The organism is Myroides odoratimimus (assembly GCF_001485415.1).
GTDB classification, from domain to species: domain Bacteria; phylum Bacteroidota; class Bacteroidia; order Flavobacteriales; family Flavobacteriaceae; genus Flavobacterium; species Flavobacterium odoratimimum.
The window spans coordinates 62,934-89,314 of record NZ_BCMQ01000015.1; the positions used below are offsets into that span (position 1 = coordinate 62,934).

Here is a 26,381-nt window from a genome sequence, read left to right on the forward strand (position 1 = left end):
TTTTTTGTTGTTTTTAGGTAAAAATACATTGAAATACATCTTTTTTAAGCAAAAAAACACTTTTGGAGATGAAGCTAGTCGTAGCAAGACTTGACCTTGTTTATAGAAACTGTTTTTGACAGATTAAATACGGTTATTTGTTAAATATTTTTAGAGGTGATGTTGAAGGTAGTGGTTTTTTTATATTTTATACTGAATTTGTTTGTTTTTTACACTGTAAAACTGCCTATTTTTTGATTAAAATATTAAGTAAGTTGGTTTTTATTGTTTGGTTGTGTTAAATCAATTTATATCTTTGACCTATAGATCAGAAACAAAAAAGATGAAAAATTTAGTAAACATTCTAGTGGTTCTAATTATTGTGATTGTGGTAAACACATTTGCACGGGAGTCGCTATGCTGATTTTTTCTATCTAGAGATAAAGAATATTTGAAGCCTCCCATATTGGGAGGCTTTTTTTATTTAAAGCATTTTGCAATTAAACTTCTCTAGTCGTTTCGTTATCAAGGATATATAATCAACAAAAAAACACAGTTATGAATGTATTGAACAAGTACAGTAGAGTAATCACACAAGACCAAACACAGCCAGCGGCACAGGCTATGCTCTATGGAATCGGACTAAGTGAAGAAGACTTAGATAAGGCACAGGTAGGTGTTGTAAGCATGGGCTATGAAGGCAATACCTGTAATATGCACTTAAACGATCTGGCGAAGTATGTAAAACAAGGCGTCAAACAAAGTGGACTAGTAGGGTTAATCTTCAACACAATCGGTGTGAGTGATGGTATTTCGAATGGGACAGAAGGTATGAAGTATTCTCTTGTATCTCGAGATATTATAGCAGATTCTATTGAGACAGTGGTTAATGCACAATGGTATGACTCTGTCATTGCTATCCCAGGTTGTGATAAGAATATGCCAGGTGCAATTATCGCGATGGGGCGACTAAATAGACCAGCTATTATGGTATATGGCGGTACTATACACTCGGGGAAATACAAGGACGAATCACTAAATATCGTCTCTGCTTTTGAGGCATTGGGCAAGAAGTTTAGCAACTCTATTTCAGAAGAAGATTACAAAGGGGTGATTAAGAATGCTTGCCCTGGAGCAGGAGCCTGTGGAGGGATGTACACAGCCAATACAATGGCATCTGCGATAGAAGCTCTGGGGATGAGTTTACCACATAGTTCTTCCTATCCTGCTCTAAGTAGTGAGAAGAAACAGGAGTGCTTAGAAGTGGGACAGGCTTTGAGAAATCTATTAGAGAAAGACATTAAGCCATCAGATATTATGACTAGAGAAGCATTTGAGAATGCGATGACAATGGTGATTACACTAGGAGGATCTACGAATGCTGTACTTCACTTAATTGCGATGGCACATGCTGTAGACATTGAGATTACACTAAAGGACTTTCAGGAGATTAGCGATAGAGTACCTGTCTTAGCAGATCTAAAACCTAGTGGAAAGTACCTTATGGAAGATTTGCACAAAATAGGAGGGGTACCTGCTATTATGAAACACCTGCTAGATCAGGGATTATTACATGGAGATTGTCTTACAGTAACAGGCAAGACAGTAAGAGAAAACTTAAGTTTAGCAAAAGACTTGACTAAGGACCAAGATATCATTGTGGATATCACTACTCCTATTAAGGAAAGTGGACACTTACAATTTCTCTATGGAAATCTAGCAGAGAAAGGAAGTGTAGCCAAGATCAGCGGTAAGGAAGGAACGTTCTTTAAGGGGAAAGCAAGAGTATTCAATGATGAGTATGCAGTTATTGCAAGTGTATCGGCTCAAGAAGTTCAGCCAGGGGAAGTAATCGTTATTCGATATTGTGGACCTAAAGGAGGTCCAGGAATGCCAGAGATGCTTAAGCCTACTTCTGCAATTATGGGAGCAGGATTGGGCAAGAGTGTAGCTCTTATCACGGATGGTCGTTTTTCAGGTGGTACACATGGTTTCGTAGTAGGGCATATTACTCCTGAAGCGTATGATGGAGGTACAATTGCATTAGTAGAGAATGGAGATATCATCAGCATTGATGTAGAGAATAGAAAGCTAGAGCTATTAGTTGATCAGAAGGTATTAGAAGCCCGTAGAGAAAAGTGGCAAAAGCCAGCACTAAAGTTTAAAAAAGGAGTATTGTATAAATACTCAAACTGTGTGGCAGATGCATCAGAGGGATGTATTACGGATAGAATTAAGAATGTTTACCCTTCGGGGAATTAAGAATTTAAAATTAGGAATTAGGAATGTTTGGCTGCGCTATGAAAAGGGTTGTTCAAAGTCGGGAGACTTTGCGCAGTAAGACAGATCCGTCACATAATGTAGAAACGCATTATTATGCGTGTCACAGGGAATGGGAAACAGGGAACAGGAAAGTCAGGAGAATACACGTCACGGATTAAAAATCCGCGCCATCACAACATCACGTCCTATCGGCACACAACGGTAGGGGCGAATTGCAATTCGCCCTACAAAACAACATCACGTCATCACGGTTTCAGAAAAAAACAACATCACAAAAAAAACGATTTCAAAAAAACACAAAATATGCAACAAGAAAAATTAACAGGAGCACAAGCAGTAATCTCTTCTTTGTTGTGTGAAGGAGTAGAGACAATATTCGGGTACCCAGGTGGGGCCATAATGCCCATCTATGACGCTCTTTATGACAAAATGGATGAGCTAGAACACATTTTAGTACGCCATGAACAAGGAGCAATACACGCAGCACAAGGATTTGCAAGAGCTTCTGGTAAAGTAGGAGTAGTCTTTGCTACTTCAGGACCAGGAGCAACTAATTTGATTACAGGGTTAGCAGATGCCTATATTGATTCAACACCTGTGGTGTGTATCATAGGACAGGTAACATCTCAATTATTGGGGACAGATGCGTTTCAGGAGACAGATGTAATAGGTATTTCGATGCCGATTACGAAGTGGAACTACCAAGTGACTAAGGCTTCAGAGATAGCACCTACTATTGCCAAAGCATTTTATCTAGCGAAGGCTGGAAGACCTGGACCTGTTGTGATTGATATCACAAAGGATGCTCAGTTCGGTATGACTGCTTTTGAATATAAACCATGTTCTGAGGTGAGAAGTTATGCTCCAGAACCTCCAGTCGATTTAGAACGCTTTCACCAAGCAGCTGATTTAATTAATAAGGCAAAAAAACCTTATTTGTTAGTAGGACAAGGGGTATTATTAAGTCATGCAGAACAAGAGTTAAAAGCCTTTGTAGAAAAGACAGATATACCTACTGCTTCCACGCTTTTAGGTTTAGGAGCATTGCCTAGTAATCATAGTCATTTCTGTGGAATGCTTGGAATGCATGGTGATTATGCAGCGAATATAAAGACAAATGAGTGTGATGTATTAATCGCTATAGGAATGCGCTTTGACGATAGGGTAACTGGGGATGTGTCTCGATATGCAAAACAAGCTAAGGTTATTCATATTGATATAGATGCAGCAGAGTTAAATAAGATTATTAAGGCAGATATCGGCATACGAAGTGATGCTAAAAAGGCATTAAATACTTTGATTGAACTAGTAGAGCAGCGTACTCATAAAGATTGGCTTTCTGAGTTTAAACAAGGCAAAGCATATGAAGTAGAACAGTTGAAAGTTCACAAACAGCAAGTCAATGCAGACAAGATCATGATGGAGGATGCTGTTAAGTTATTGACAGAATTGACAAAAGGGGAAGTTGTCATTGTAACGGATGTAGGACAACACCAGATGATAACAGCCCGTTATTATGAGTATAATTCCCCTAAGACGAATATTACTTCTGGAGGATTGGGGACAATGGGGTTTGCTCTTCCTGCGGCAGTAGGTGCTAAACTAGGCAATCCTCAACAAACGGTAGTTGCGATAGCAGGGGACGCAGGGTTTCAGATGAATATTCAAGAACTAGGTACAATTATGCAAAGTAATATAGGGGTGAAAATGATTATTCTAAACAACAGTTTTTTAGGTATGGTAAGACAGTGGCAGCAGATGTTCTTTGAGAAGAGGTATAGTTTTACGGAGATGAACAACCCTAATTTCGTAGGTATTGCTCAATCGTATAATATCAAAGGCAATAAAGTAGAACATGCAACTGACTTAAGACATGCATTAGAAGAGATGCTTGTTCATCCGGGAGCTTATCTATTAGAAATAGTAGTAGAGAAGGAAGAAAATGTATATCCAATGATTCCAACAGGAGCAAGTGTTTCTCATGTATTATTAAATTAAAAGACAAGGAGTATGAAAGAGGAATTCACATTGTCAGTTTTTACTGAAAATAGTATTGGGATGCTGACGAGAATAACCAATGTTTTTACGCGTAGACATATTAATCTAGATAGTCTTACAGTGTCAGAATCTGAGATAAAACAGGTTTTTAAATACACCGTAGTATTTAAAAGTACACAAGAGCAAGTTGATAAATTGATTGGTCAGTTAGAGCGATTAGTAGAGGTGTTTAAGGTATTTGCACATAAGAATAGTGATATTATTTACCAAGAGCTAGCACTTTATAAAGTAAAGACAAATTTATTGTCTAATACCCAAGTAGAACAAATCATTAGAGCGAATCAAGCTAGAATATTATCAGTAGATAAAGATTTTATAGCGATAGAGAAAACAGGGTATATAGAAGAAATAGAGAATCTTTTTACTCAGTTGTCTAGTTATGGTGTACTAGAGTTTACTCGTTCTGGCAGAGTAGCGATTACGAAGCCTATGAACTATGAAGAGCTTTATTTGATTAAGAACTAAGAATGTTTACCCTTCGGGGAATTAAGAATTAAGAATGTATGGCTACGCCTTAAGGAAGTTGCCTTCGGCTAGGGAGTCACCGCTTTGTCGCACTACTCTTACTAGGTAGGCGCTACGTTAGAAAATAGAAAATAGAAAACAGGGAACAGGGAACAGGGAAGTCAAGAGAGCTTTAAACGAGATATATGTCACGGATTACAAATCCGCGCCAACATCACAACATCACAACATCACAAAAAAACGATTTCACGAAATCACAAAAAAACAAAATCACAAAAAACTATAAAAAATGGGACAAATTAATTTTGGAGGAACACTAGAGAATGTAGTGACTAGAGAAGAATTTACATTAGATAAAGCAAGAGAAGTATTAAAGAATGAAGTGTTGGCTGTTATTGGTTATGGAGTACAAGGACCAGGACAGGCACAGAATTTAAGAGATAATAAGATCAATGTGATCGTAGGGCAACGCAAGAATTCTACTAGTTGGGATAAGGCAGTAGCGGATGGATGGGTAGAAGGAGAAACGCTATTTGATATTGAAGAAGCTTGCCAACGTGGTACAATTATCATGAACCTACTATCAGATGCAGGACAAATCCATACATGGGAGACAGTTAAAGGTAATCTATCAGCAGGTAAAGCATTGTATTTTTCTCATGGCTTTGGAGTAGCTTTTCATCAGAAAACGAATATTATTCCACCAGCAGGAATAGATGTGTTTTTAGTAGCACCGAAAGGGTCAGGAACATCATTGCGTACATTGTTTTTAGAAGGATGTGGACTAAACTCAAGCTATGCTATTTTCCAAGATGCTACAGGTAGAGCACAGGAGAGAGCTTTAGCCGTAGGTATTGCTATTGGTTCAGGTTATTTGTTTGAAACAACATTTGAGCGAGAAGCTTATAGTGATTTGACTGGAGAACGAGGAGTGTTAATGGGAGCTATCGCAGGTATTTTTGAAGCGCAGTACAATGTACTAAGAGCAAAAGGACATACACCTAGCGAAGCATTTAATGAGACAGTAGAAGAGTTGACACAGAGTTTAATGCCTTTAGTGGCAGATCGAGGAATGGACTGGATGTATGCTAATTGTTCTACTACAGCACAGCGAGGAGCGCTAGATTGGAAAGATAAGTTTAGAGATGCTACTACTCCTGTGTTTAAAGAATTATATGAGAGTGTAGCGTCAGGAAGAGAGGCAGAGATTGTGATTAAGGCAAATAGCGAGAAAGATTACAGAGCTAAGCTAGAAGAAGAATTAAAAGAATTAAGAGAAAGCGAACTTTGGCAAACAGGTGCTGAGGTGAGAAAACTAAGACCATCCCAATCATGAACTTATTGACAAAAGTATATCAAGCACAACAGAATATTGCACGAGTCGTCGTCCAGACTCCTTTAATGAAAAATCTAAACCTAAGTACAGTATATCAGGCAGATATCTATTTGAAAAGAGAAGATTTGCAACCTGTACGCTCTTATAAGTTGAGAGGAGCATATAATAAGGTTATTACACTTACTCCAGACGAGCAGTCTGGAGGTGTAGTATGTGCTAGTGCAGGTAATCATGCGCAAGGAGTCGCTTTCGCTTGTCATCATCTAGATATCCACGCAACGATATTTATGCCGATTACTACTCCTAAACAGAAGATAGATCAAGTCAAACTATTCGGTAAAGATAAGGTTAACATCGTTTTGAAAGGAGATACATTTGACGCCTGTTATGCAGAAGCAAGCTTGTATTGTAAAGAGAATAAAGCGGTGTTTATTCATCCTTTTGATGATGAAGAGGTAATCGCAGGTCAGGGTACTGTAGCATTAGAAGTATTACAGGCTATGAAAGAGCCTATTGATTATGTATTCGTCCCTATTGGAGGAGGAGGTTTAGCAGCCGGAGTCAGTACTGTGTTTAAACATTTAAGCCCACATACACATATAGTAGGAGTAGAACCAGCAGGAGCAGCATCTATGCAGACTTCTATCCAAGAGAATGTGAATACGGCATTAAATACAGTAGATACCTTTGTAGATGGGGCTGCTGTTAAGCGAGTTGGAGATTTAAACTTTGCTATTTGTAAAGAGAGTTTACACGATGTAATAACAGTAGCCGAAGGAAAGGTATGTACTACTATTCTCAAGCTTTATAATGAAGAAGCACTAGTGGTAGAACCAGCTGGAGCCTTGAGTATAGCTGCTCTTGATTTGTATAAAGATAAATTGGTGGGCAAAAAGGTAGTCTGTGTAGTAAGTGGAAGTAATAACGATATTACTCGTACAGAAGAGATAAAAGAACGCTCACTCTTATATGAAGGGCTAAAGCATTATTTCATCGTTAATTTTCCACAGCGACCAGGAGCGTTAAAGGAGTTTGTCAATGAAGTACTAGGGAAAGATGATGATATCACTTATTTTCAGTTTTCCAAAAAGAATAATAGAGAAAGAGGCCCTGCAGTAGTAGGGATAGAATTAGCCAACAGACTCGATTATGATCATCTGATTAAACAATTAGAGAAACATAATTTTAATTATCAGTACTTAAATGATAATGAAGCACTATTTACTCATTTAGTTGGCTAGTAGATTTCTTTATAAATGACTTGATTAGTAAGTCAGCATTGAATAGGTTCCGATTGTTTCTCGGAACCTATTTTTTATTCTAGAATAGAGAACGAATAGAGTTGTTGTCAAGAGTAATTATATAGGACAGATAGTCCTGAGTGATTTAAGTATAGCTATAGAATGAATGAAAGATTTCAGGAGTAGAATTGTTTTGTAGTATTTGGTCTATGTGTATTCTAGTTTTAAATTAGTAGACTGAAAATAAGCTCTATTCGTTATGGGACAAAGTACAGAACAATGTATTATAGATTTACAACAACTAGAAACTCCTATCGGTACTATCGTGGTCTGTGCTACAGATAAGGGAATTTGTTTATTAGAGTTTGCTGATATAGAGGTAATACAGAAGGAGTATGATCATCTTAGTAAAGAGAAGAATGCCGTGATTGTATCTGGAGAGAACAGACATATTACCCAGTTAAAAGAGGAGTTAAAGAAGTACTTTGAAGGAGAGCTAATTACTTTTAGTGTTGCTTTAGATCTAATAGGAACAGCATTCCAACAACAGGTGTGGCATGGGCTTCTTCATATCCCTTATGGAGAAACAAAATCTTATAAAGAACAATCGGAGTATCTACAGATTCCAAAAAGTATTAGAGCTGTAGCGAATGCGAATGGAATGAATAGAATAGCTATTGTGATCCCATGTCACCGAATTATAGGTACTGATGGTAGTCTGACAGGCTACAGAGGAGGGATTTGGAGAAAGAAATTCTTATTAGAATTAGAGAATAAAGAGAGATTCTCTTCTTCTCAGTTAACATTGAGTTTATACTGAGGTCAGTATAGTAAATTGTGGTTTTGAAAATAGCTATAATTAATCGCAAAAGCGTATTAGTAAGAATTGTATTTTAGTCTTTTTAATTTAAAGAATTATTAGGGTGATAAAGATGTTTTTAAGTTCTTCATTCTGTGATGTAGTTAGCTTATTTAGTGACTTTGCTGGTGAAGAAGTAAAAGGAAAAAGGGTGACCTTTATTCCCACAGCCAGTGTAGTAGAAGAGTATGTGGGACATGTGGAGAATGACAAAAGAGCTTTCGAAAGTTTAGGAATCATTGTAGATGTATTAGAACTGAGTACAGCAAGTAATGAAGAAATCAGAGAGAAAGTAACTACTAATAATTACATTTTTATGTCTGGGGGAAACTCTTTTTACCTACTCCAAACTTTAAAAGAAATGGGTGCTGATTACTTAATAAAAGCAGAGGTGTCTAAAGGGAAGCTGTATATAGGGACTTCGGCAGGAAGTGTTGTGATGTGTCCTGACATTCGATATATAGAGGCAATGGATGACAAATCATTTGCCCCTAAGTTGACAGAATACAAGGCAATGGGAATGATAGATCAATATCCTTTAGTACATTATGGATGTGAACCTTTTACAGAAGTAGCTGAACAAGTATATCAAGAATATAAGGATAAATTGCCTTTAGTGTTGTTAAATAATTACCAAGTTCTGACTGTCCAAAACCAAGAAATAGAGGTGTTGTCACTATAATTCAAAGTGTAAAAGTGGAATAGGGGGGATAATGTTTGAAATTGGTCAGCTTTTATAGTTTGTTCTTCTTATCAAATGTAATAGCTTGCAGTAACCAAACAAATTAAAAACGATGAGAGATTGATAGAGTAAAATTGCCCTTATCTTTTTATCAATCTTTCGTTATTATTTTTCTTTCCTTAGAAAAGGAAACAATTACAATTAAAGTGTTAAGAAATTTTTAGAAGGTTACAGTGATGTAGCCTTTTTTTAATTCTTATTTGTCTGAATATACTTCATTAGATATAAAACATTGAAATGAGTTAGTATTCTTCTAATTACATTTGATATTTATATTTATTTTGAATTGGAATCAAGTAATTTTACCTCACATAGTTCATTATTGTTGTTTTAAGATTAACTCAACACTTAGAAGGTGATCCGAAAGATCACCTTCTTTTTTTTGTATCCAGAGTGTTCTTATAGTAAAGAGTTATACGGTATTTAATTGGTATGAGTTCGTAGTGAGTCCGTAGTGAGTCCGTTATTTTGGATGTTTTAACGGAGTCACGAAGGATGGATATTAGATTTAGTATTGAAATATGTCAAAGCAAGTAGAATTGGGAGTACAACAAGAGTAAAATCTACTTACAGTTGATTAGATAAATCCAACATTGTAAATAAGGTAATAGGTGTATTTAAACTATATATCAGAGTAATAATTAATCGATTATGTTTAAATAATAGAAGAGAACTTATTCCTTTAATAATTGACCTAATACCAATTTTTTATAAGTCTCTCCTATAGGGATGATGGCCTTATCTATATATAGTCTATTGCGCTCTATAGTATCTAAGTGTTGTTTGTTGATAATAAAGGATTTATGTACACGGATAAATTGATGACTAGGTAGTTTATCTTCCATCTCCTTTAAAGTGCATAGCGTGATAAGACGTTCATTCACTAGATGTAATACCAAATAATCTTTTAACCCTTCTATGTACTTTAAATCATTAAAGAGTACTTTGATATGCTTACCATCTGTTTTGATAAATAAGTGATTCTCTTGATCTATTTTTGGAGGAGTTGTCACTATATTATTTTGCTGTATAATGGGAGAAGCCTTCTGTATACTTTTAAAAAAACGCTCATAGGTAATCGGTTTTAATAGATAATCGATTACATTATGCTCATACCCTTCTAATGCATATTGGTTATACGCTGAGGTGATGATGAAGTAAGCCTTTCTCCCCAGTAGATTCATGATTTGCAGTCCTGTTAGTTCAGGCATTTGTATATCGATGAAGCACAAGTCTACGTCTAGTTGTTGTAATTCAGTTAAAGCTGTTAATGCAGAGGTAGAACTTCCTACTAGCTCTAGCTGAGGAGACTTCTGTACATAATCGCTTAGTAAGGCTACCGCTAAGGGTTCGTCATCTAGTATATAGCATCGGATAGGATTCATAATTCAATGGATAGTTGGCAAGTAAAGATATTCGCTTCTTCTGTAATTTTCAAAGTATGTTTATTCTGAAATTGTAAATCTAAGCGTTTGTGGATATTGGCTAGACCTATTCCACTAGTCTTATCCTTGTTATAATTGTTAGTCCTGTTTTGAGTATGTATTTCAAGTAGGTTATTATGCTGTTTAATCGCAATTGTAAAAGGATGTTCTTGATCTGTTAATATTCCATGTTTAAAACCATTCTCTATGAAAGGAAGTAACAATAAAGGAGGAATGAGTAGACTAGGATTTTCTATATCTATGTCTAGGATGATATGTGTTTGTCCTGCGATACGCATTTTCTCTAGGTCAATGAAGTCCTGTATATAGTTGATTTCTTTTTGAAGTTCTATATGATCTGTATCCGTTTCATAAGTCATATACCTCATGAGTTGACTTAGTTTATCTATAGCAGGGAGCGCCTGTTCAGACTTCTGATAGACTAAAGAATAGATATTGTTTAGTGTATTAAAGACGAAATGAGGATTTATCTGTGATTTTAAAAAGCGCAATTCTACTTCATTTTTTTCTTGTTTTATAATTTGATTTAATTGTAGACTTCGAATCAAATAGATGATAATAAAAGTGATAGTAGAAGAAAGAATAGGAATTAGACTAAAGTATAAGTTGTCAAAGATGTAAAATAATACTGGAGTACCAGGGTAATAATTCTGTACGCCCCATATCCACAATATGACGCCTTGTTCTATAAAAGCTCTTATTACCAAGAAAAAGAGATAAGAAGATAGCCATCCTAGAAAAACTTTTTTCCAAGTGAACGACTTCATCACTTGAGGCATAATGTAAAGGTAATGAAAGTAAAAAACGCTAACGAAGATGATAGCAGTGGTATTATTTAGAATAGAGAAATCAGTAAATCTAATTAAATATGGAGCATTATAATCTAAGTGAACATAGTAAATATAGATGATGAATAGCCATAAGAGTAAGTGTAATTTTCTTTCTTTTTGGATGGATAAAACCTCTACTGTCTTCATAAGTATTGTTTTTTGTAAAGCTATTAAAACTTAGTTTTTAAATAAAGAGCGTTCATCGGATAAAATAGAGTGTTGGTCGAAAAAGTAAAAAGAGAAAGCGCTTACTATTTCATCTTTGTCCTATAATCAAAAGAATATTTAAAGAAGTTTAAGGAAACTGGAAATTGGAAATAGGGAAGTCGGGAGAATACACGTTACGACATCACCAAAAAACAAAAAAATAGAACTATAAAAAAACAAACAATTATGAGAACTAAATTATTCAGTTTATTTGCGATGTGTTTAATGGGAGGGCAAATAGCCAATGCTCAAGTAAACGATAATCTAAAATCAGAACACCCTATCCCAGTACTGAATATGGGAACGTTTCACATGGGGTATACATCTGATGCGAGTACTACAGAGTTCGATGAACACAATTCCAAAAACAAGGAGATGATACACGAGGTAGCTAGAGCTTTAGCGGCCTTTAAACCAACTGTGATTATCGTAGAGCAATTACCAGAATCTAACGAGAGTTTAAACAAGTCTTATCAGGAGTACTTGACAAATCCCAATAAGGTATTTAAAAACCCTAATGAAATAACTTTATTAGCTTTTGAATTAGGACGATTAACTAATGTAGATAAACTATATGGTATAGATTATTCTGAAGGATATAACTATATGATAGCACAGAAAGTAGGAAGATACAATGATAAGCAATTATATGATGATTATATGGCGGCTTGTTTTAAAGTATTAGATGAAGGAGAAAAAAAGATGAGGGATGTGAAGCAAATGCTTTACTTCAATAATAAAAAAGAGGTATTCGATGCTTTGATTAATCTGAATGCTGATATGCTGACTCATGTGTCTTCTCCAGGCAAGTCTGAAGGAGCTGATGAAGGAGCTAAATTCTATCACCGTAACTTAGTGATGTATTCTAACCTAAACCAAATACCACTGACGAAAGATGATCGTGTATTTATATTAATGGGGGGAACGCATACTGCATTCTTTAATATGTGGTTAGAACGCAGCCCTAAGTATGAGTTAGTAAACACACTAGACTACCTAGAGAAGTTTAAGTAATTAGTTAAGAGTTTTGTACATCCGTCACATCATGTAGAGACGATTACTATGCGTGTCACAGGAAACAGGAAACAGGGAACGGGAAACAGGGAAACAGGGAACGGAAAACATGGAACGGGAAACAGGGAACAGAAAATAGGAAAGTCGGGAGAGTTTGCGCAAGGAGGAACATCTGTCACATCATGTAGAGACGCATTATTATGCGTGTCACGGAAAACAGGGAACGGGGAACAGAAAACAGCGATTTCACACCTTCACACCTTCACAAAATTAGGCTACTTAGAGCAATCTGAGTGGTAATAAAAAAGCCCTCAATGATGATGAGGGCTTTTGTTATTTATGATTTGACAATCTTACCTACGGATACTGTGAATATACCATAGTTATCGATTAACATATTCTGTTTAAATACGCTGTTATAAACGAATAGTTTATCAAGTTCATACTGAGAACGACGACGCATTACCCAGTCTGTATCTCTGTGACTCTTTAGTACAAAGGCAATTGTTTTTAACTGTGGGTGCCATGGCTGTCCTGTGTACACAATCACGCTGTTGTTAGTCGCTATACTACTTATTCCTTTGATGGTATTGCAAATCATATCGTTATCATCAAATAATTCAAAAATACCTGAAATGATAGTAATATTTGGCTCAAAGTTGAATAGCGGATAAGTGTTTAGATCAAAACAATCATAGTTCGTAAAACGAATACCAGTTAGATTGTGCTGTTTGATATAAGCTTCTCCGACTTCAATATTCGAACGTTTAAAGTCATTGACTACTATTTCTGCATCAGGGTATTTTGCTTTGATGTCGAATAAATAATTACCAGTACCTCCCGCTACGTCTAGTATCTTGATAGGTTTTCCTTGTTCTTGTAACAGCGTTATCTGTTTGTCTATTTGTTGTAATAGATGAACTTTTCGTTGGCGAATACCTGCCCATCCGATAGCGTTAAGGTAGTTCTTATCCATTATTTTACCGAAGCCTAACTTCCCTTGAGGAGTGTTTTTATACACATAGTCAAGAGAGATACCAGAGTCAAAACCATATAACAGTCCTAATCGCATTCCTTCTGATAGAGGACCTATTATACCTAATAGTTTCTTCTGGATTTTATAAGATAGCAATTCGACAGATGGCAATAGACCAAATAACATTTGGTAGTACTCATCAGTAGTAAACTTATCCGCTTTTAGGTTGATTTTTACTTTAGGAGCAGCGAAGCTCTTCTCCATAAACTTAGCAATGTCTTTATACACTTGTTCACGTCCTTTTTCAAATAAGATACCGTGGAAGCTGTCTTTAAGTGTTTTAAACTCTCTTAGGTCACTGCTTAGATTGTGAAAGAAGCGTTGTTGCCATTTGTTCTTGACTACGTAATCTTTCCCAGCTGAGAAGACAATCGTAGGTACAGTAATAGCCGCTGCATCATCTACAATGCGTTTTCCTGCATCCAATAAGTCTACAAGCATACGCCCATTGATAAACTTCGTGATTAACGGGTCGCTATCGTAAGCTACTTGTTGATCTTTTTCATGAGTTAATACCTTAGACTTTACATAGCTTGTCACAATCATATCTGGTTTAAACTTAGTACCCAGTGCTATCATTTCTTTAGCCAAAGGAACGTATAGTTTAATAGAGAATGCTGGAGCAAGTAATGCCATACCTGCGATAGGAACAGCGTAATCGTGTACCCAAGCACTTGCTATAACCCCAGCAATACTATTGGCTACTACGAAAGTGTCGTGATAGTGTATCTGATAGGTATGGTTTAGGTAATGAGCGAAGGCATCTAGGTCTCGCACATAGTCCATAAAGTTAGGAGATACTTCCTGTTCTGTATATCCATGCCCTCTAAAGTCAAAACTAAATACGTTATAATTAGCAAATGGAGCACTCTGTGCAAACTCTGCTAAACGAGCAGAATGCTCATGTCCACGATGTAGGACAATCATTGTTTTTTGTCCTTCTTTGTAACTCCAAGCTCTATAAAATATAGCTGCATTATCAAAGCTAGTGAATGTTCCTTCTATCATATATTAGTGTTTTTTATAGCAATTTATAATTTAAAGATAGCGTTTTGATTAATAGATTGTATATATGCCTGCGCATCTTTTTGTGTGCAACCTGTATAATAAGCGTAAACTAAAGCCGCTATAGTCATGCTTCTAGACAGTCCCATAGCGCAGTGTATATAGATTACAGTATTGTTTTTTTTGTTTTGATACGCGTTAATAATATGTGTTACGATATGCTGAATATATTCTTGATTGGCCTGTCCTACATCTAAAAGCGGATAAAAGTGATAGGCAGAATGATGTAATAAATAACTGTTCTCCTTCATCTCAGCAGATAGGTCATAGGTTATTACTTCACTTGAATCAAAATGAGCTGAAGCTTCTTTAGAAGAAAGTAAAGATCCGATATAGAGCTGAGGGATCATCTCCTTGACCTCTACTGGGTAATAGACTTTGTTTAGTCTTCTCAGGATATAATAAGTTGTAATATAAGGCAGTAGAACAAGGTATTTCCACAAGTTAATTTGTCCTTGTTTATCTTTGATGAAATAAATGTTATTCTGTATATAAGCAATGCCAATATAGATAAGGTTAGTCGCTATCCAAAGCAATAAAATAGAGGTATAGCACTCAAGTGAATAACAAGCAACACCCAATAACATAGTCGCTAAAACAAAGTATATCAATCCTTTTTTTATATTGAGGTATAGGGCTTTCTCTTTGTTTGGTAGAAAGATAAAAGTACCTAAACAAACTAGAATGGCTGTGATCAAATCAATGGTGTGATGTTGATAGACAAATAGTGTAGAGAGCGCTACTAGGGCAAGCCAGATATGTAAGAAGACTTTGGTAAATACCTTAAATCTTCTAGTGTGTTCTACAACAGTCATAAACACAACTGCATAGGCTACATGTAGTGATGGAGCTTGATTATAATGGGTATCCCATGTCGTGATAAAGTCAAAAAGGGGGATAAACAAAGCCACTGTATGCAAAGGTCTCTCTACTGTAAACTGAATAGGGAATACAATAAACCCAATAAAGGCGATTATAGTGACTGCTAACATACGCTTAGTCAGTAATCTCAATTGATAAATAGAATCTACCCAATAAAAAACGAGTAAGAAGAATAGTCCACTAGTACTATAGGGAATAATCATCCACTCTATAAATGGGATATAGGGATCTATCGCTAAGGTCACAGACCAATCCAATGCTCTATATACAGCGTAATACTGTGCTGCCATATATAAAATAATGAAGACAGCATAACAGAGTAGCATTGTTTTGGTTCGTTGTTTAAAAGTAGGAGTTATTTCTTCTTTTGCCATTTTGCTTTTTTGTGCATAATACGTTGTAATATTCCTTTAGGGAATAGCTGTAAACAGCGAATTAGTCGATACATCTTTTTAGGAAAGACTATCAGTTCTTTGCCTTGTGTAATATCAGTATAGATGATATCAGCTGCTTCTGTAGGAGTGATAACATATTGTTTTTTAGACAAATCATCACTATTGAGTTCTAGTAGTCTAGGTGTAGCGACATAACCAGGGTGCACACTGATGACTTTAATCCCTTTATCTCTATAGGCGCGTTGATACGCTTTGGTAAGTGCTACTACTGCTTGCTTACACCTTGTGTAGATTGTTGCTTCATTATAGTCTAAAAAGGTTGATATCGAAGCGATACAGACAATAGTTCCTCCGTTGTCCTGCATACAGTCTCTCGCTACTTCTAATGCATTTAGGGTTGCTTTGATATTATTGTCTATCATGGCATTGGTATCTTCCCATGAGATATGCTCTAAGGCACTATCCGTATAATTACCTGCTCCTGCTATCAGTATATCAAGCTTAGTTTGACTAAATGTGTTTATAACATCTCGTAGTTGAGGTAGGTCTGTTGCATCTACTGTATAGACAGTTAGATTAGGATGTACAGAGAAGTCATGTCCTTCTTTGTGAGGATTTCGACTGCCAATACCTACACGATAGCCCTCTTGTAAATAACGCTGAGCTAATGCCCATCCTATACCTGATGTACCTCCTGTGATAAAGACATTTTTCATTGTTTTAATGCATTAAGGACTACTTGATATCCATAGTCAAATTGTCTAAATATCTGTTCTTTACAGTCTTCTTTAGAAATGGGTAATTGTATTTCTAAAGCAAACTTTCTCCAATTAATCTTACGGCTTAGATAGCCCCCAGAGAGTTTTTGTCTCATATCACTGGTGTCTAATCTATTGGCTGTGATAGCTGCTGCTTGTTGAAGTCGTTCATTCCCACTGTAGCCAAATACAGCTCTTACTAAGCCTTCTTCCATGGCTGAATAAGGAGCTTTGTGTTCTAGCCATATTTCGTTACCTAATGTAGTGGCTAGTTCAAAAGGGATAAGGTCTATCGCTCCTCCCAAATACTGTTTGCCTCTATACTGAGCAGGTGCCATATAGAACATATCAGAGGTACTAATACGCATCGCTCTTAAAGATTCTACCCCTAGAAGTAATTCCGTATCTCTCTCTACTGCACTATTTGTGTCAAATTTATATTGATCAATATATTGATATAATGAATCAAGAGGAACATTAGCAGTAGGAATGAGTATTTTCTTAAAGGCTTTCTCGCCCTTTCTCTTTTTGTTCACTCGATTAGGTGTATATAATATCTCAGAACCAAGGGTAATGACCTCTGGCGCATCAGTATGTGTAGTTAGTAGAGAAGGGAATTTCTCATCTAGGTTTTGAGGCTGATCAACAAAATACTTGCTAAACAGGTCTAATAGATAGGGAGCATTCTCTTTTTTCTTACTGTGCTTGATACAGTAGTACGGAAGGCGGTCTAGTCTCGTCTGATTAGTCAAAAAGGTATTCATCGCAGCAGTCAGAAATTCGTCTGACGCTAGATATTCTTTAATGGCCGCGGGTGTATTAAAGGTGCGTATAATCGATGTAGAGATAGTCGCTCCACAGGTTGAGATGATCAAGTCAGGTCGAATATTGTGTTCGACCATCGCGACATACATACCACAGTACATCACAAAGCGACTTCCGCCACCAGAGAACACCGCTACGCGATTATAAGGTTTTATTTGATCCATAACATGACAATATAAAATAGGGGAGTGGTGTATAATAAACTATCTACACGGTCTAGTAGTCCTCCATGTCCAGGAAGGAGTGTACCTGTGTCTTTGACATTTGCTCTTCGTTTGACTAAGGAGAAGGTTAGGTCTCCTAAAAAACCTAAAACACTCAATGCCATCGCCAGTAGAATAGTCTTTAGCGTAATGGCTTCCCCGAATAGTAAATAGTACATCAGGTTAAATATACCTGTAGTCATCACAATACCACCTATAACGCCTTCTAGTGTTTTATTTGGGCTGATATGAGGAGTTATCTTAGTCTTGCCAAATAGTTTGCCAGCCATATATTGACTCACATCGTTTAGCTCCATTGGGACAACTAATAGAATGAGATATTTATAACCTTCTTTTGCCAATCCGATATAGAATAATATCGCAGTAGATAGCAGGTAAATGGTCATGATCACTAAGAAGAAAGCATAGTTTCTATATTTTAGGTATATACCAGCAGAAACAATCATACTTAAGCCAAGTATAGTAAGTAAACTCTCTTCAATAGGTAGCAGTAATAAACAAATAGTGATAATCAAGGTAGTCAATACAGCTACTCCTAACTTTAGGGATCCTATAGGGATGGCAAAAGTAAATAACTCTAGTTGTCCCCAATAGATTAGGAACATAATGAACATTAATAAACTCAACGGATGTAGTAGCGCTAGGCCAAACACTACAACGATATAACACCATGTCCTAACGCGTAGGGGTACATCTGCAAACTTTCCTTCCTTTGTCATCTATTGTGCGTTTTTAAGTGCTTTGCGGCATCTTGTGATTGTGCTTAATAGTAATAGTAAATTGATAACGATAAAGATATAGAAAGACGCTCCACTAAGATTAATATCTAAGAATAGCAGTAATCCATATATTCCCAATACTAATGCTCTATCGCTTTTGCCCATAGGACCATCATATCTTCTCTCTCCACCTAATATCTTTCCCATTAGCCCTGCGAACTCATTGATAATACTCAAGCCTATAAATAAGACAATCAAATAGGTGCTCTCTGGTTGAAACTTTAATAAAGGAATAAATAAGATAAAGTCAGATAAAATATCACCTACCTCGTTGAGTAATTCGCCTTTCTTAGAAGTCTGATTATACAACCTAGCCATCATGCCATCTAATGCATTTAATGCCATGCGAATAACCAATCCGATAGGTAAACAAAGAAAGAAGAAGTGGTAGCTATCTGCATACCAAAATAACACAGCTAATACAAAAGAGAAGACAATAGCGAATACAGTAATCTGATTAGCTGTGATTTTCTTTTTGTGTAATGCATTTAGTATTGGCATTAGCGATTTCTGAAAATAGGGCTTTATCTTATATACGGATATCATAGTTTACGATTTTATTAATAAAGGATTAACGGAATTATAATATTAAAAAACGTTAATGAATGTGTTTTTTTAATTATTTTATAGTGTTAAGGTTGTAGTTAATTCGATTTTTGTAGTTAAAAATTGATTGGAAACTAAAAATATTATATAATAAAGTGTTATCTTTAATAGTGAAAAATAGAAATAACAAACATACTATTATAACAGTTAAGTGTGCTTATTTGTTATAAAAAAACTAAAAAAATATTGTACAAAATGTGTGTTTGGCATTTTTGTTGATTTTAGATTATAAATAAAAGTAGTGAAAAATATCCCTTTTATACTAAGATTGTATTTACTCATTTGGGGATTATAACTTACTACAGAAATCAATTACTCGTATGGCAAGTAAATTAGAACCTATCAAACCCGTACCAGCGTTAATCGCGGTCGCTATCACTTTAATTATTTGGTTTGTTATCCCTGTTCCAGAAGGCGTTAGTCCTAATGCGTGGCAGTTGTTAGCATTATTCGTTGGAACTATCGCAGCTATTATTGGAAAGGCGCTACCTATCGGAGCAGTGTCTATTGTAGCGATAGCCTTAGTAGCCATAACAGGTGTAACTAATCCAGATAACTCTAAAGCAGCTTTAGCAGATGCTTTAAGTGGTTTTTCAAATGATTTAATTTGGCTTATTGGAGTAGCAGTGATGATCTCTATAAGTTTAAAGAAAACAGGCTTAGGTGCTAGAATAGGATATTTCCTTATTTCCTTGTTTGGTAAAAGAACACTAGGGATTGCGTATGCACTGTCTTTTGCCGAAACAATCTTAGCTCCTGTAACACCAAGTAATACCGCAAGGGGAGGAGGAATTATACACCCTATTATGCGTTCTATCGCAGTGAGTTTTGGCTCTAGACCAGAGAAAGGGTCTGCTGAAAAGATAGGACGTTATTTAGCACTAGTGAACTATAATGCCAATCCTATTACTTCAGCGATGTTTATTACCGCTACAGCTCCTAATCCATTAATTGTTAGTTTGGTGCTAGCAGGTACTACTGCTGGAATCACTATAACATGGGGAATGTGGGCACTAGCAGCTTTAGTACCAGGTTTAGTAGCTTTAATCGTGATGCCTTTAGTGATTTATATGATTTATCCACCAGAGATAAAGAAAACACCTGATGCTCCAGTATTTGCTAAAAAGCAATTAGATGAGTTAGGGCCTATTTCTTTACCTGAGTATATTACAATGGGAGTGTTTACCACCTTGTTATTGTTATGGGCAGGAGTTCCGGCAATGATTTTTGGAGATACTTTTGCTGTTCAACCAACAGCGGCAGCTTTCTTAGGATTGGGAATTCTTATTGTCACAGGTGTATTAACTTGGGAAGATATATTAAAAAATACAGGGGCTTGGGATACGATAGTATGGTTTGCAGCTTTAGTAATGATGGCAGGTTTCTTAGGTAAACTAGGTCTAGTAGGATGGCTCGCTACAACAGTAGGAAAAGGTATTGCAGGATTAGGATTATCGTGGATACCAGCTACGCTTATACTGCTTCTAGTATATGTATATTCTCACTATTTCTTTGCAAGTACTACAGCGCATATTACAGCGATGTTTGCAGCCTTTTTCGCAGCAGGTATAGCTCTTGGAGCACCTGAGATGTTATGGGCATTAGTACTAGGATTCTCATCATCTATAATGATGTCACTTACACATTATGGTACAGGTACAGCCCCGATTATCTTCGGAACAGGATATACAACATTAGGAGAATGGTGGAAAGTAGGTTTTGTAACTAGTGTGGTTAACCTAATTATATTTATTCTAGTAGGAGGCCTATGGTGGAAAGCACTAGGGTATTGGTAAGAGAATAAGACTTATTATATAAGCAAAAGCCAGTCGAGATTGACTGGCTTTTGTGTATAAATCAATGAAGTATAATGAGATAGAATCTCCTTAATTAGATTAAAACTTATAGTTAAATGATAAAGTAGCTATTCGACTATCTAGATCATATTTCTTGCGAATATTAGAATTGAAGTTATCTCCTATTACATTATAGTTCACAGTATTTAGAACATCTGTTACAGCTAGTTTAATAGTTGCTTTGTCTTCTAATAGGGCTTTAGATAAACCGATTGTTAAGTCAAAGTAACTGTCTCTTTTGTATAGACCTAAGTTTGACTTAGAGAAATACTGTGCATTGACATCGGCTTTTAATCCTTTAATAATGGTAAAGTTGTTTTGAGAGTTAAAAGTGAAAGCTACTTGTGAACTGTTGATTTCTGTTCCTTGATAGTTTCCTTCATATTTGTTGTTAAACAAATTAAACATATTACTCATAGACCACCATTCTGTAGGGCTTACTGTACCTGTTACATTCGCACCATAGTGATAAGATTTGTTTAAGTTTTCTTGAGTACTTACTAAGATACCTGTATCTGCTTGGTAATTATACACATTGGTCATCACATCGTTCGTCACACTGAAGTACACATTTGCGATAAGGTACTTACTCCATGTATATCCTACTTCAGAAGCGTGTGTTATCTCAGGTTTTAACTTAGGATTCCCTTGCCAATAGTTAAAAGGATCATCGTAAAAACGGAATGGATTTAAGTCAAAGTGACTCGGTCTATTAATACGTTTACTATACGAAGCATAGAAGCCATGTGCGTTATCTGTTTCGTACTTGATAGAGGCACTAGGGAATAGTTTAGTATAATCGTTTTTACTGTATTCTTTAGTTGTTTTTTGGTCTATTTCGGTTTGTGTAAACTCTGAACGCAATCCTACCTGAAAACTCCAATGCTCTAAACTAAGCTTGTAGTTAGCATAAGCAGCGTGTATCTGTTCATTGTATTTATAGTGATTTGTTGAAGCAGGATCTACTTCCCACCCTGAGTTATTTTGGAATTCATAAACAGATGGGTTGTCATTTGATTTGACAATTGACTTCCATCCTGTCTCTAAAGCGTGCTTATCATCAAGAGGTAAGGTAAAGTCTAATTTACCATTAAATACCTTAAACTGTGAAGGAATATATCCGCGTCTATTTCTATATGAAGCATTTGAGTTATTTAATAAAACGTCAGCTAATTGAGATTGTTCAGATCTAAACTTAGAAGTCTCATATTCTAAATCTACATCTACTTTACTACCCTTATCATTGAATAAATGAGTGGCAGTTAAGTTAAATGTGTAATCATACCAATGCTCTTTATTTCCGTTGTCTGTATTAACATGTGAATTCAATGTTTCTACAGGAGCATATATCATATTATATCCTTTAGAATAATCTTCATATCTCCCGATTTTAGCATCGAATAAGAAGCCCACAGTTGTTTTAGAAGATAGAGCGTAATCCACTCCAAATTTGAAGTTATTAGAAGTAAGAGGCTCATTACTAGTGAAGCGTTGTTCACTGTGTCGGTCTATCACAGAAGGATTAGTAGTGTTGTAGAAGTCTTGAAGATAATGCTTGTGTTCTTCTTCCCCTCTAAAAGTATAGCTATAGTCTCCAAATAGACTTAGTTTCTCATGCGTATACCCTAGATTAAATCCTGCATTAAGGCGGTTTTTACGTCCTCGACCTGCATTGACAAAAGAGCTTCCTTTCAGCCCTTCCATTTTATACTTTTTTAATACAATATTGATAATACCAGCATTACCAGCAGCATCATATTTAGCAGATGGGTTAGCGATAATCTCTATATTTTTAACTTGAGAAGAGTTGGTTGATCTCAAGAGGTTAGCTAGTTCTTTTGCAGATAGAGAACTCAGTTTTCCATTTAGCATTACACTAACTCCTTTTTTACCTCTCAGAGACAATTCACCTTCTTGAGATACAACCACTCCTGGAGCTCTTCCAAGAACTTCAAGTACTGTACTTCCATCTGATAAAGCACTATTCTCTACACTAAACACCATTTTGTCAGCTTTCTGTTGGAATACAGGAGCTTTAGTAGTGATTAATACTTCGCCAAGGTTTGTATTAAATGCGTTGAGTATACTGTCTAATTGTGCTTCTGTTTGGGCATAGGTACCCAGGCTGCATAGTGATAGCAGCCATATATATGGTCTTTTCATTGTTTTAAAAATTATTTAGTAGTCTTTTTTTTATTGCGTCTTCCCCAGTAGATAACAAAACCTGTAATAGGAAGAGAGGCACAGAATAAGCTAAGGATAAAAGCAATTATTTTTCCAGGCATACCAAAGAAAGCTCCTACGTGCAAATCATAAGTAGCACCAGTAGCTCGTTCTGCTAATAATCGTTCTCCATGAGATCTATTGAACAATAGCTCTCCAGAGTGTTCGTCAAATATCATGGTATGTGAGTCATTATATTTGAATTCGTGATCTTTAACGCGAATGGTCATATTATCGTGATGATGATCAGCGTTCTCATGATCTTCTAAGTCAATACCAAAGGAGAAAGCATTAGGGTAGTGCTCTTTTACAGTTGCAGCTATGCGATCTACTGTTGTTGGAGTTTCCATAGACTCAGGAGCTGTAGTCTTATAATGACTAAAGTCTGGTGCATACATAGAAAACCCGTTGATTAAGAAGTAGACCCAACTCATAGTAATACGGAAAGAGTACATAATCCCTGTAATAGCCACTATTAAAGCTAGAGCCGAAGAGTAAAATCCAAGTATATTGTGAACGTCATAATTTTTACGGCGCCAACCTTTTACTTTCTTCCATCTAAACCAAAAGCGTTGTTTACGCATATTCTTATTCTTAGGCCACCATAGTATAATCCCTGTGATTAGCATAATCACAAAGATTATAGTAGCTACACCTACTATAGTACCTCCTACAGCATTACTCAAAAGTAATGAGCGGTGAAGAATCATAGTGAAGAAGAAAGGGCTTTTCAATAGGTCATCGACAGCAATTACTTCTCCTGTATACTGATTGACATAGACTGTTTTAAAAACGAGATAAGTATCGAAATAATTCCATCCTTCCGGATTGGCTTTAAACAATCCAAATTGATAAGAACGAGTAGGATCCATTGGGATTGTTACTTCCTCTGCTGGAACTTCTTCGTTAACTAATTGTGCATTAACTAGTTCTTTTAGTTCACGAATAGGAATCGGTTTTTTATTTTCAATATCTTGTTCGCCATGATAGATCATGTCTTGTTTAAGATAGGTAGAGATATCCTCGTTGAAGACAAAAACAGTTCCTGTAAGTGATACGATAAGTACAATTATACCTGACAGTAGTCCTAACCACAAGTGGAGTTTAAGCATATACTTTTTGAAAATCCCCTTGGTTTTCTTGGGCTTATCAGTTTGCATAATAATCAATTATTTAGATTTAATAAATATAATTAGGGTGTCGCAAATATATAATTATTTATAATCATTCTAAGTATAAGTTTGTCCTAAATGAGAAGTATTTTATAATAAGTTGATTATTAGTAGGTGTAAACAATATTTTGTAGGTTTTTATAGTTAGTTAGTTTAACCCAATATCCACATTAGATAAATACTACAAAGTAATTCTAAGGCATAGCTCTTTTCATCTAAATGCCTATTGCAATTTTAAGTTTACCTATCAGACTTATAGGTTTAAAGAGAAAGGAATAATTGAAAAATCACTAATTTTGAATATAGGTTTAAAAGTCTATAATACAGTGTTTTAAAAGGATTTAATTAAGAAATAGTGTATCTGTAAGAAAATAGTTGAAAGGTGGATTTATGAATTTTGACTCTCGTCTTTTGATTTTGTCATTGTATTTATCTTTTTTAATAAAGCTAACGAGAGTCCTAATAGAAGAAGAAGTAAAAGACGATTTAGTTACTTTTTAATAGGAGGATAGTTCTTGTTAGGTAGACTTGGAGAATGTAATTATATCAGTACTATTCTTTCAAAATGTTTTTTAAGTCCATTCGTTCGTGTAAGAAGCGAATGACTAAAATATCTTTATTCTGTAGTATTTGATAGAATATAATATGTTTACCTATAGCAAAACCTAAGAGATGTGTATTTATCCTGGCGTAACTTTTTCCAAGAGTTGGATTATTGGTTATTTTCTGACAAGTTTCAATTAATAGAGTATAATCAATAGCGTCCTAAATAAATTTAAGGCATAAAATATCCTCCCATTTTAGTAGGTTATAGATGATATTTCGATAAAATTTAAAACAGAACCCCCTGTATCAATTTTGGAGGGGGTTTTTCTACCTCATTTATCGGATTATCTAACCATTTTTGCAGTTCAATTTTAACAAAAAGGTTTAGACGTATAAAAGCGACTAAATTAGATAAATGCCAACCAAATTGAGACTGAGCACGTAGAGCTTTCAGTATTAAAATAGTGATAAGTGCAGTCCAAATTTGTATCATTACAGCATTTTCTGAAGTTCCTATAAAAGACTTAATGTGTAGAAGTTGTTTAAGGTCTCTAAAGAATATTTCCACCATCCATCTACTTTTATAAAGCTCACTAATTGTATTAGCAGTCCAAGTAAATTGATTTGTGATAAGCTCTATAACTTGCTCATTTTCTTGATCCCATACCGCTACTCGTCTTAGTTTATTAGGATATAGTTGTTTTGAGTTACTATTAGTTAAAGTAATTATCTCATCTTTTAAAATATTTTGATGTCTATTCTCAGGTAGTTCCAACTCTTTAATTGTTTCAAATTTTAAGTTGTCTTTATGTCTAATGACAAAGAATACTTGTTTGCTGTCCCAAACGTTTAAAAGGCTAAAATCATTATAAAAACGATCGGCAACTATAACACTACCTTTAAGTAAAGGAATATCATAAGCTCCTTTATTATCAGCTGTTTTACCATTAGTAATATTGATATAAGCTGGTAGATTTCCATCAAAATCAAGTAATGTGTGCATTTTAACTGCTCCTTTATTGGTTTTGTATTTAGCCCAATCAAAGATGCTCAAGCATAGTGATATTGTGGTGGAGTCCAATAGTAAGATTTTTGACTTGATTCTAAACTTCACTTGTTTAAATTTGGGGTGCTGTCCTAAACTTTGAAGTAAAACAAAATAATACTCTTTAAAAAGTTTATGAGTTCTGTTTATGTTCTGATAACTTACTGAGGATTTAGATGGTGCTCTATCTATACCAAGGTGATTTAGGTTGCCTGTGGCTGAACGAAGTCCATTACTAATATCACGAACAGATTTGCTACGGGCAAAATGACAAAATAACATAGAGACAAGGTGACTCCAACTATTAAATCCTTTGTTGTGTTTGTCTGTCTGTTTTTCTTTTACGATTTTTTTGAATTTTGAACGATCAAGTTTTGCTATTATTTGTGAAAACAGTGTTATATTTACCATCGAGAGAGTCTTTTTTAGGTGTGCAACTCAAAGATAATTTGAGATCCGAAATTAACTCTCTTTTTTTGTGCCTTTTTTTAAATGTTTAGGACGCTATTG

Annotated in this window: 21 protein-coding genes; 9 read left to right on the forward strand and 12 right to left on the reverse strand. The window is 35.5% G+C overall.

Going from position 1 to position 26,381, the window contains the following annotated elements; translation table 11 throughout:
* The first annotated feature begins 537 nt into the window (after window positions 1-537).
* The 7 genes from ilvD (at window position 538) to MODO_RS13030 (ending at window position 8,903) form a co-directional block, all read left to right on the forward strand.
* The gene (gene ilvD / locus MODO_RS13000; protein WP_006258345.1) at window positions 538-2,241 is read left to right on the forward strand and encodes a dihydroxy-acid dehydratase; all 1,704 of its coding nucleotides are present in this window, start codon (window positions 538-540) and stop codon (window positions 2,239-2,241) included.
* 324 nt (window positions 2,242-2,565) lie between these two features.
* Window positions 2,566-4,260: a biosynthetic-type acetolactate synthase large subunit gene (gene ilvB, locus MODO_RS13005; RefSeq protein WP_059051171.1), complete on the forward strand. Its 1,695-nt coding sequence runs from the start codon at window positions 2,566-2,568 to the stop codon at window positions 4,258-4,260.
* 12 nt (window positions 4,261-4,272) lie between these two features.
* Window positions 4,273-4,785, forward strand: a complete 513-nt coding sequence (ilvN, locus tag MODO_RS13010) for an acetolactate synthase small subunit (RefSeq protein WP_006258343.1) — start codon at window positions 4,273-4,275, stop codon at window positions 4,783-4,785.
* Window positions 4,786-5,074: 289 nt separating this feature from the next.
* On the forward strand, window positions 5,075-6,121 hold the full coding sequence (gene ilvC, locus MODO_RS13015) for a ketol-acid reductoisomerase (protein WP_006258342.1): 1,047 nt from the start codon (window positions 5,075-5,077) through the stop codon (window positions 6,119-6,121).
* A complete protein-coding gene (gene ilvA, locus MODO_RS13020; RefSeq protein WP_059051173.1) occupies window positions 6,118-7,362 on the forward strand; it encodes a threonine ammonia-lyase IlvA in 1,245 nt (414 codons plus the stop codon). The genes ilvC and ilvA overlap by 4 nt, the downstream gene beginning before the upstream one ends.
* Window positions 7,363-7,621: 259 nt before the next feature.
* A complete protein-coding gene (locus tag MODO_RS13025) occupies window positions 7,622-8,182 on the forward strand; it encodes a methylated-DNA--[protein]-cysteine S-methyltransferase (protein WP_016649060.1) in 561 nt (186 codons plus the stop codon).
* Window positions 8,183-8,294: 112 nt separating this feature from the next.
* Window positions 8,295-8,903 (forward strand): Type 1 glutamine amidotransferase-like domain-containing protein, encoded by a 609-nt coding sequence (locus MODO_RS13030; protein ID WP_016649061.1) that lies wholly within the window; start codon window positions 8,295-8,297, stop codon window positions 8,901-8,903.
* 734 nt (window positions 8,904-9,637) lie between these two features.
* Here the strand turns inward: MODO_RS13030 and MODO_RS13035 are convergent.
* Both MODO_RS13035 and MODO_RS13040 read right to left on the reverse strand, forming a co-directional pair.
* Entirely contained in the window at window positions 9,638-10,348 is a 711-nt protein-coding gene (locus tag MODO_RS13035) for a LytR/AlgR family response regulator transcription factor (protein ID WP_059051175.1), read from the reverse strand.
* Window positions 10,345-11,385, reverse strand: coding sequence for a sensor histidine kinase (locus MODO_RS13040; RefSeq protein ID WP_039330111.1), 1,041 nt, complete (start codon window positions 11,383-11,385; stop codon window positions 10,345-10,347). The genes MODO_RS13035 and MODO_RS13040 overlap by 4 nt, the downstream gene beginning before the upstream one ends.
* A 246-nt stretch (window positions 11,386-11,631) precedes the next feature.
* Between MODO_RS13040 and MODO_RS13045 the strand changes: the two genes are divergently transcribed.
* Complete coding sequence (locus tag MODO_RS13045; RefSeq protein WP_059051177.1) at window positions 11,632-12,459, forward strand: DUF5694 domain-containing protein; 828 nt, start codon at window positions 11,632-11,634, stop codon at window positions 12,457-12,459.
* Between the two features lie 337 nt (window positions 12,460-12,796).
* On the opposite strand, the gene MODO_RS13055 is transcribed toward MODO_RS13045, so the two are convergent.
* The 6 genes from MODO_RS13055 to MODO_RS13080 are packed head-to-tail and all read right to left on the reverse strand — an operon-like array spanning window position 12,797 to window position 18,969.
* Window positions 12,797-14,503, reverse strand: a complete 1,707-nt coding sequence (locus MODO_RS13055; RefSeq protein WP_059051181.1) for a bifunctional alpha/beta hydrolase/class I SAM-dependent methyltransferase — start codon at window positions 14,501-14,503, stop codon at window positions 12,797-12,799.
* Window positions 14,504-14,526: 23 nt separating this feature from the next.
* On the reverse strand, window positions 14,527-15,816 hold the full coding sequence (locus tag MODO_RS13060; RefSeq protein WP_059051183.1) for a phosphatase PAP2 family protein: 1,290 nt from the start codon (window positions 15,814-15,816) through the stop codon (window positions 14,527-14,529).
* Window positions 15,798-16,553 (reverse strand): SDR family NAD(P)-dependent oxidoreductase, encoded by a 756-nt coding sequence (locus MODO_RS13065; protein WP_059051185.1) that lies wholly within the window; start codon window positions 16,551-16,553, stop codon window positions 15,798-15,800. Before MODO_RS13065 ends, MODO_RS13060 begins: the two co-directional genes overlap by 19 nt.
* On the reverse strand, window positions 16,550-17,584 hold the full coding sequence (locus MODO_RS13070) for a patatin-like phospholipase domain-containing protein (RefSeq protein ID WP_059051187.1): 1,035 nt from the start codon (window positions 17,582-17,584) through the stop codon (window positions 16,550-16,552). Before MODO_RS13070 ends, MODO_RS13065 begins: the two co-directional genes overlap by 4 nt.
* Window positions 17,572-18,363 (reverse strand): phosphatidate cytidylyltransferase, encoded by a 792-nt coding sequence (locus tag MODO_RS13075; RefSeq protein ID WP_059051189.1) that lies wholly within the window; start codon window positions 18,361-18,363, stop codon window positions 17,572-17,574. The genes MODO_RS13070 and MODO_RS13075 overlap by 13 nt, the downstream gene beginning before the upstream one ends.
* Window positions 18,364-18,969 (reverse strand): CDP-alcohol phosphatidyltransferase family protein, encoded by a 606-nt coding sequence (locus MODO_RS13080; protein WP_059051191.1) that lies wholly within the window; start codon window positions 18,967-18,969, stop codon window positions 18,364-18,366.
* Between the two features lie 380 nt (window positions 18,970-19,349).
* Between MODO_RS13080 and MODO_RS13085 the strand changes: the two genes are divergently transcribed.
* Window positions 19,350-20,825, forward strand: coding sequence for a DASS family sodium-coupled anion symporter (locus MODO_RS13085; protein WP_059051193.1), 1,476 nt, complete (start codon window positions 19,350-19,352; stop codon window positions 20,823-20,825).
* 99 nt (window positions 20,826-20,924) lie between these two features.
* Here the strand turns inward: MODO_RS13085 and MODO_RS13090 are convergent, their stop codons facing one another.
* The 4 genes from MODO_RS13090 to MODO_RS13100 all read right to left on the reverse strand — a co-directional run bounded on the left by MODO_RS13090 (window position 20,925) and on the right by MODO_RS13100 (window position 26,282).
* A complete protein-coding gene (locus MODO_RS13090) occupies window positions 20,925-23,048 on the reverse strand; it encodes an outer membrane beta-barrel family protein (protein ID WP_059051196.1) in 2,124 nt (707 codons plus the stop codon).
* Between the two features lie 11 nt (window positions 23,049-23,059).
* The gene (locus MODO_RS13095; protein ID WP_016649070.1) at window positions 23,060-24,268 is read right to left on the reverse strand and encodes a PepSY-associated TM helix domain-containing protein; all 1,209 of its coding nucleotides are present in this window, start codon (window positions 24,266-24,268) and stop codon (window positions 23,060-23,062) included.
* A gap of 564 nt (window positions 24,269-24,832) precedes the next feature.
* Window positions 24,833-25,039, reverse strand: coding sequence for a type II toxin-antitoxin system RelE/ParE family toxin (locus MODO_RS19075; protein ID WP_369688290.1), 207 nt, complete (start codon window positions 25,037-25,039; stop codon window positions 24,833-24,835).
* Window positions 25,040-25,112: 73 nt separating this feature from the next.
* Entirely contained in the window at window positions 25,113-26,282 is a 1,170-nt protein-coding gene (locus MODO_RS13100; protein WP_006258819.1) for an IS4 family transposase, read from the reverse strand.
* Window positions 26,283-26,381 lie beyond the last annotated feature (99 nt).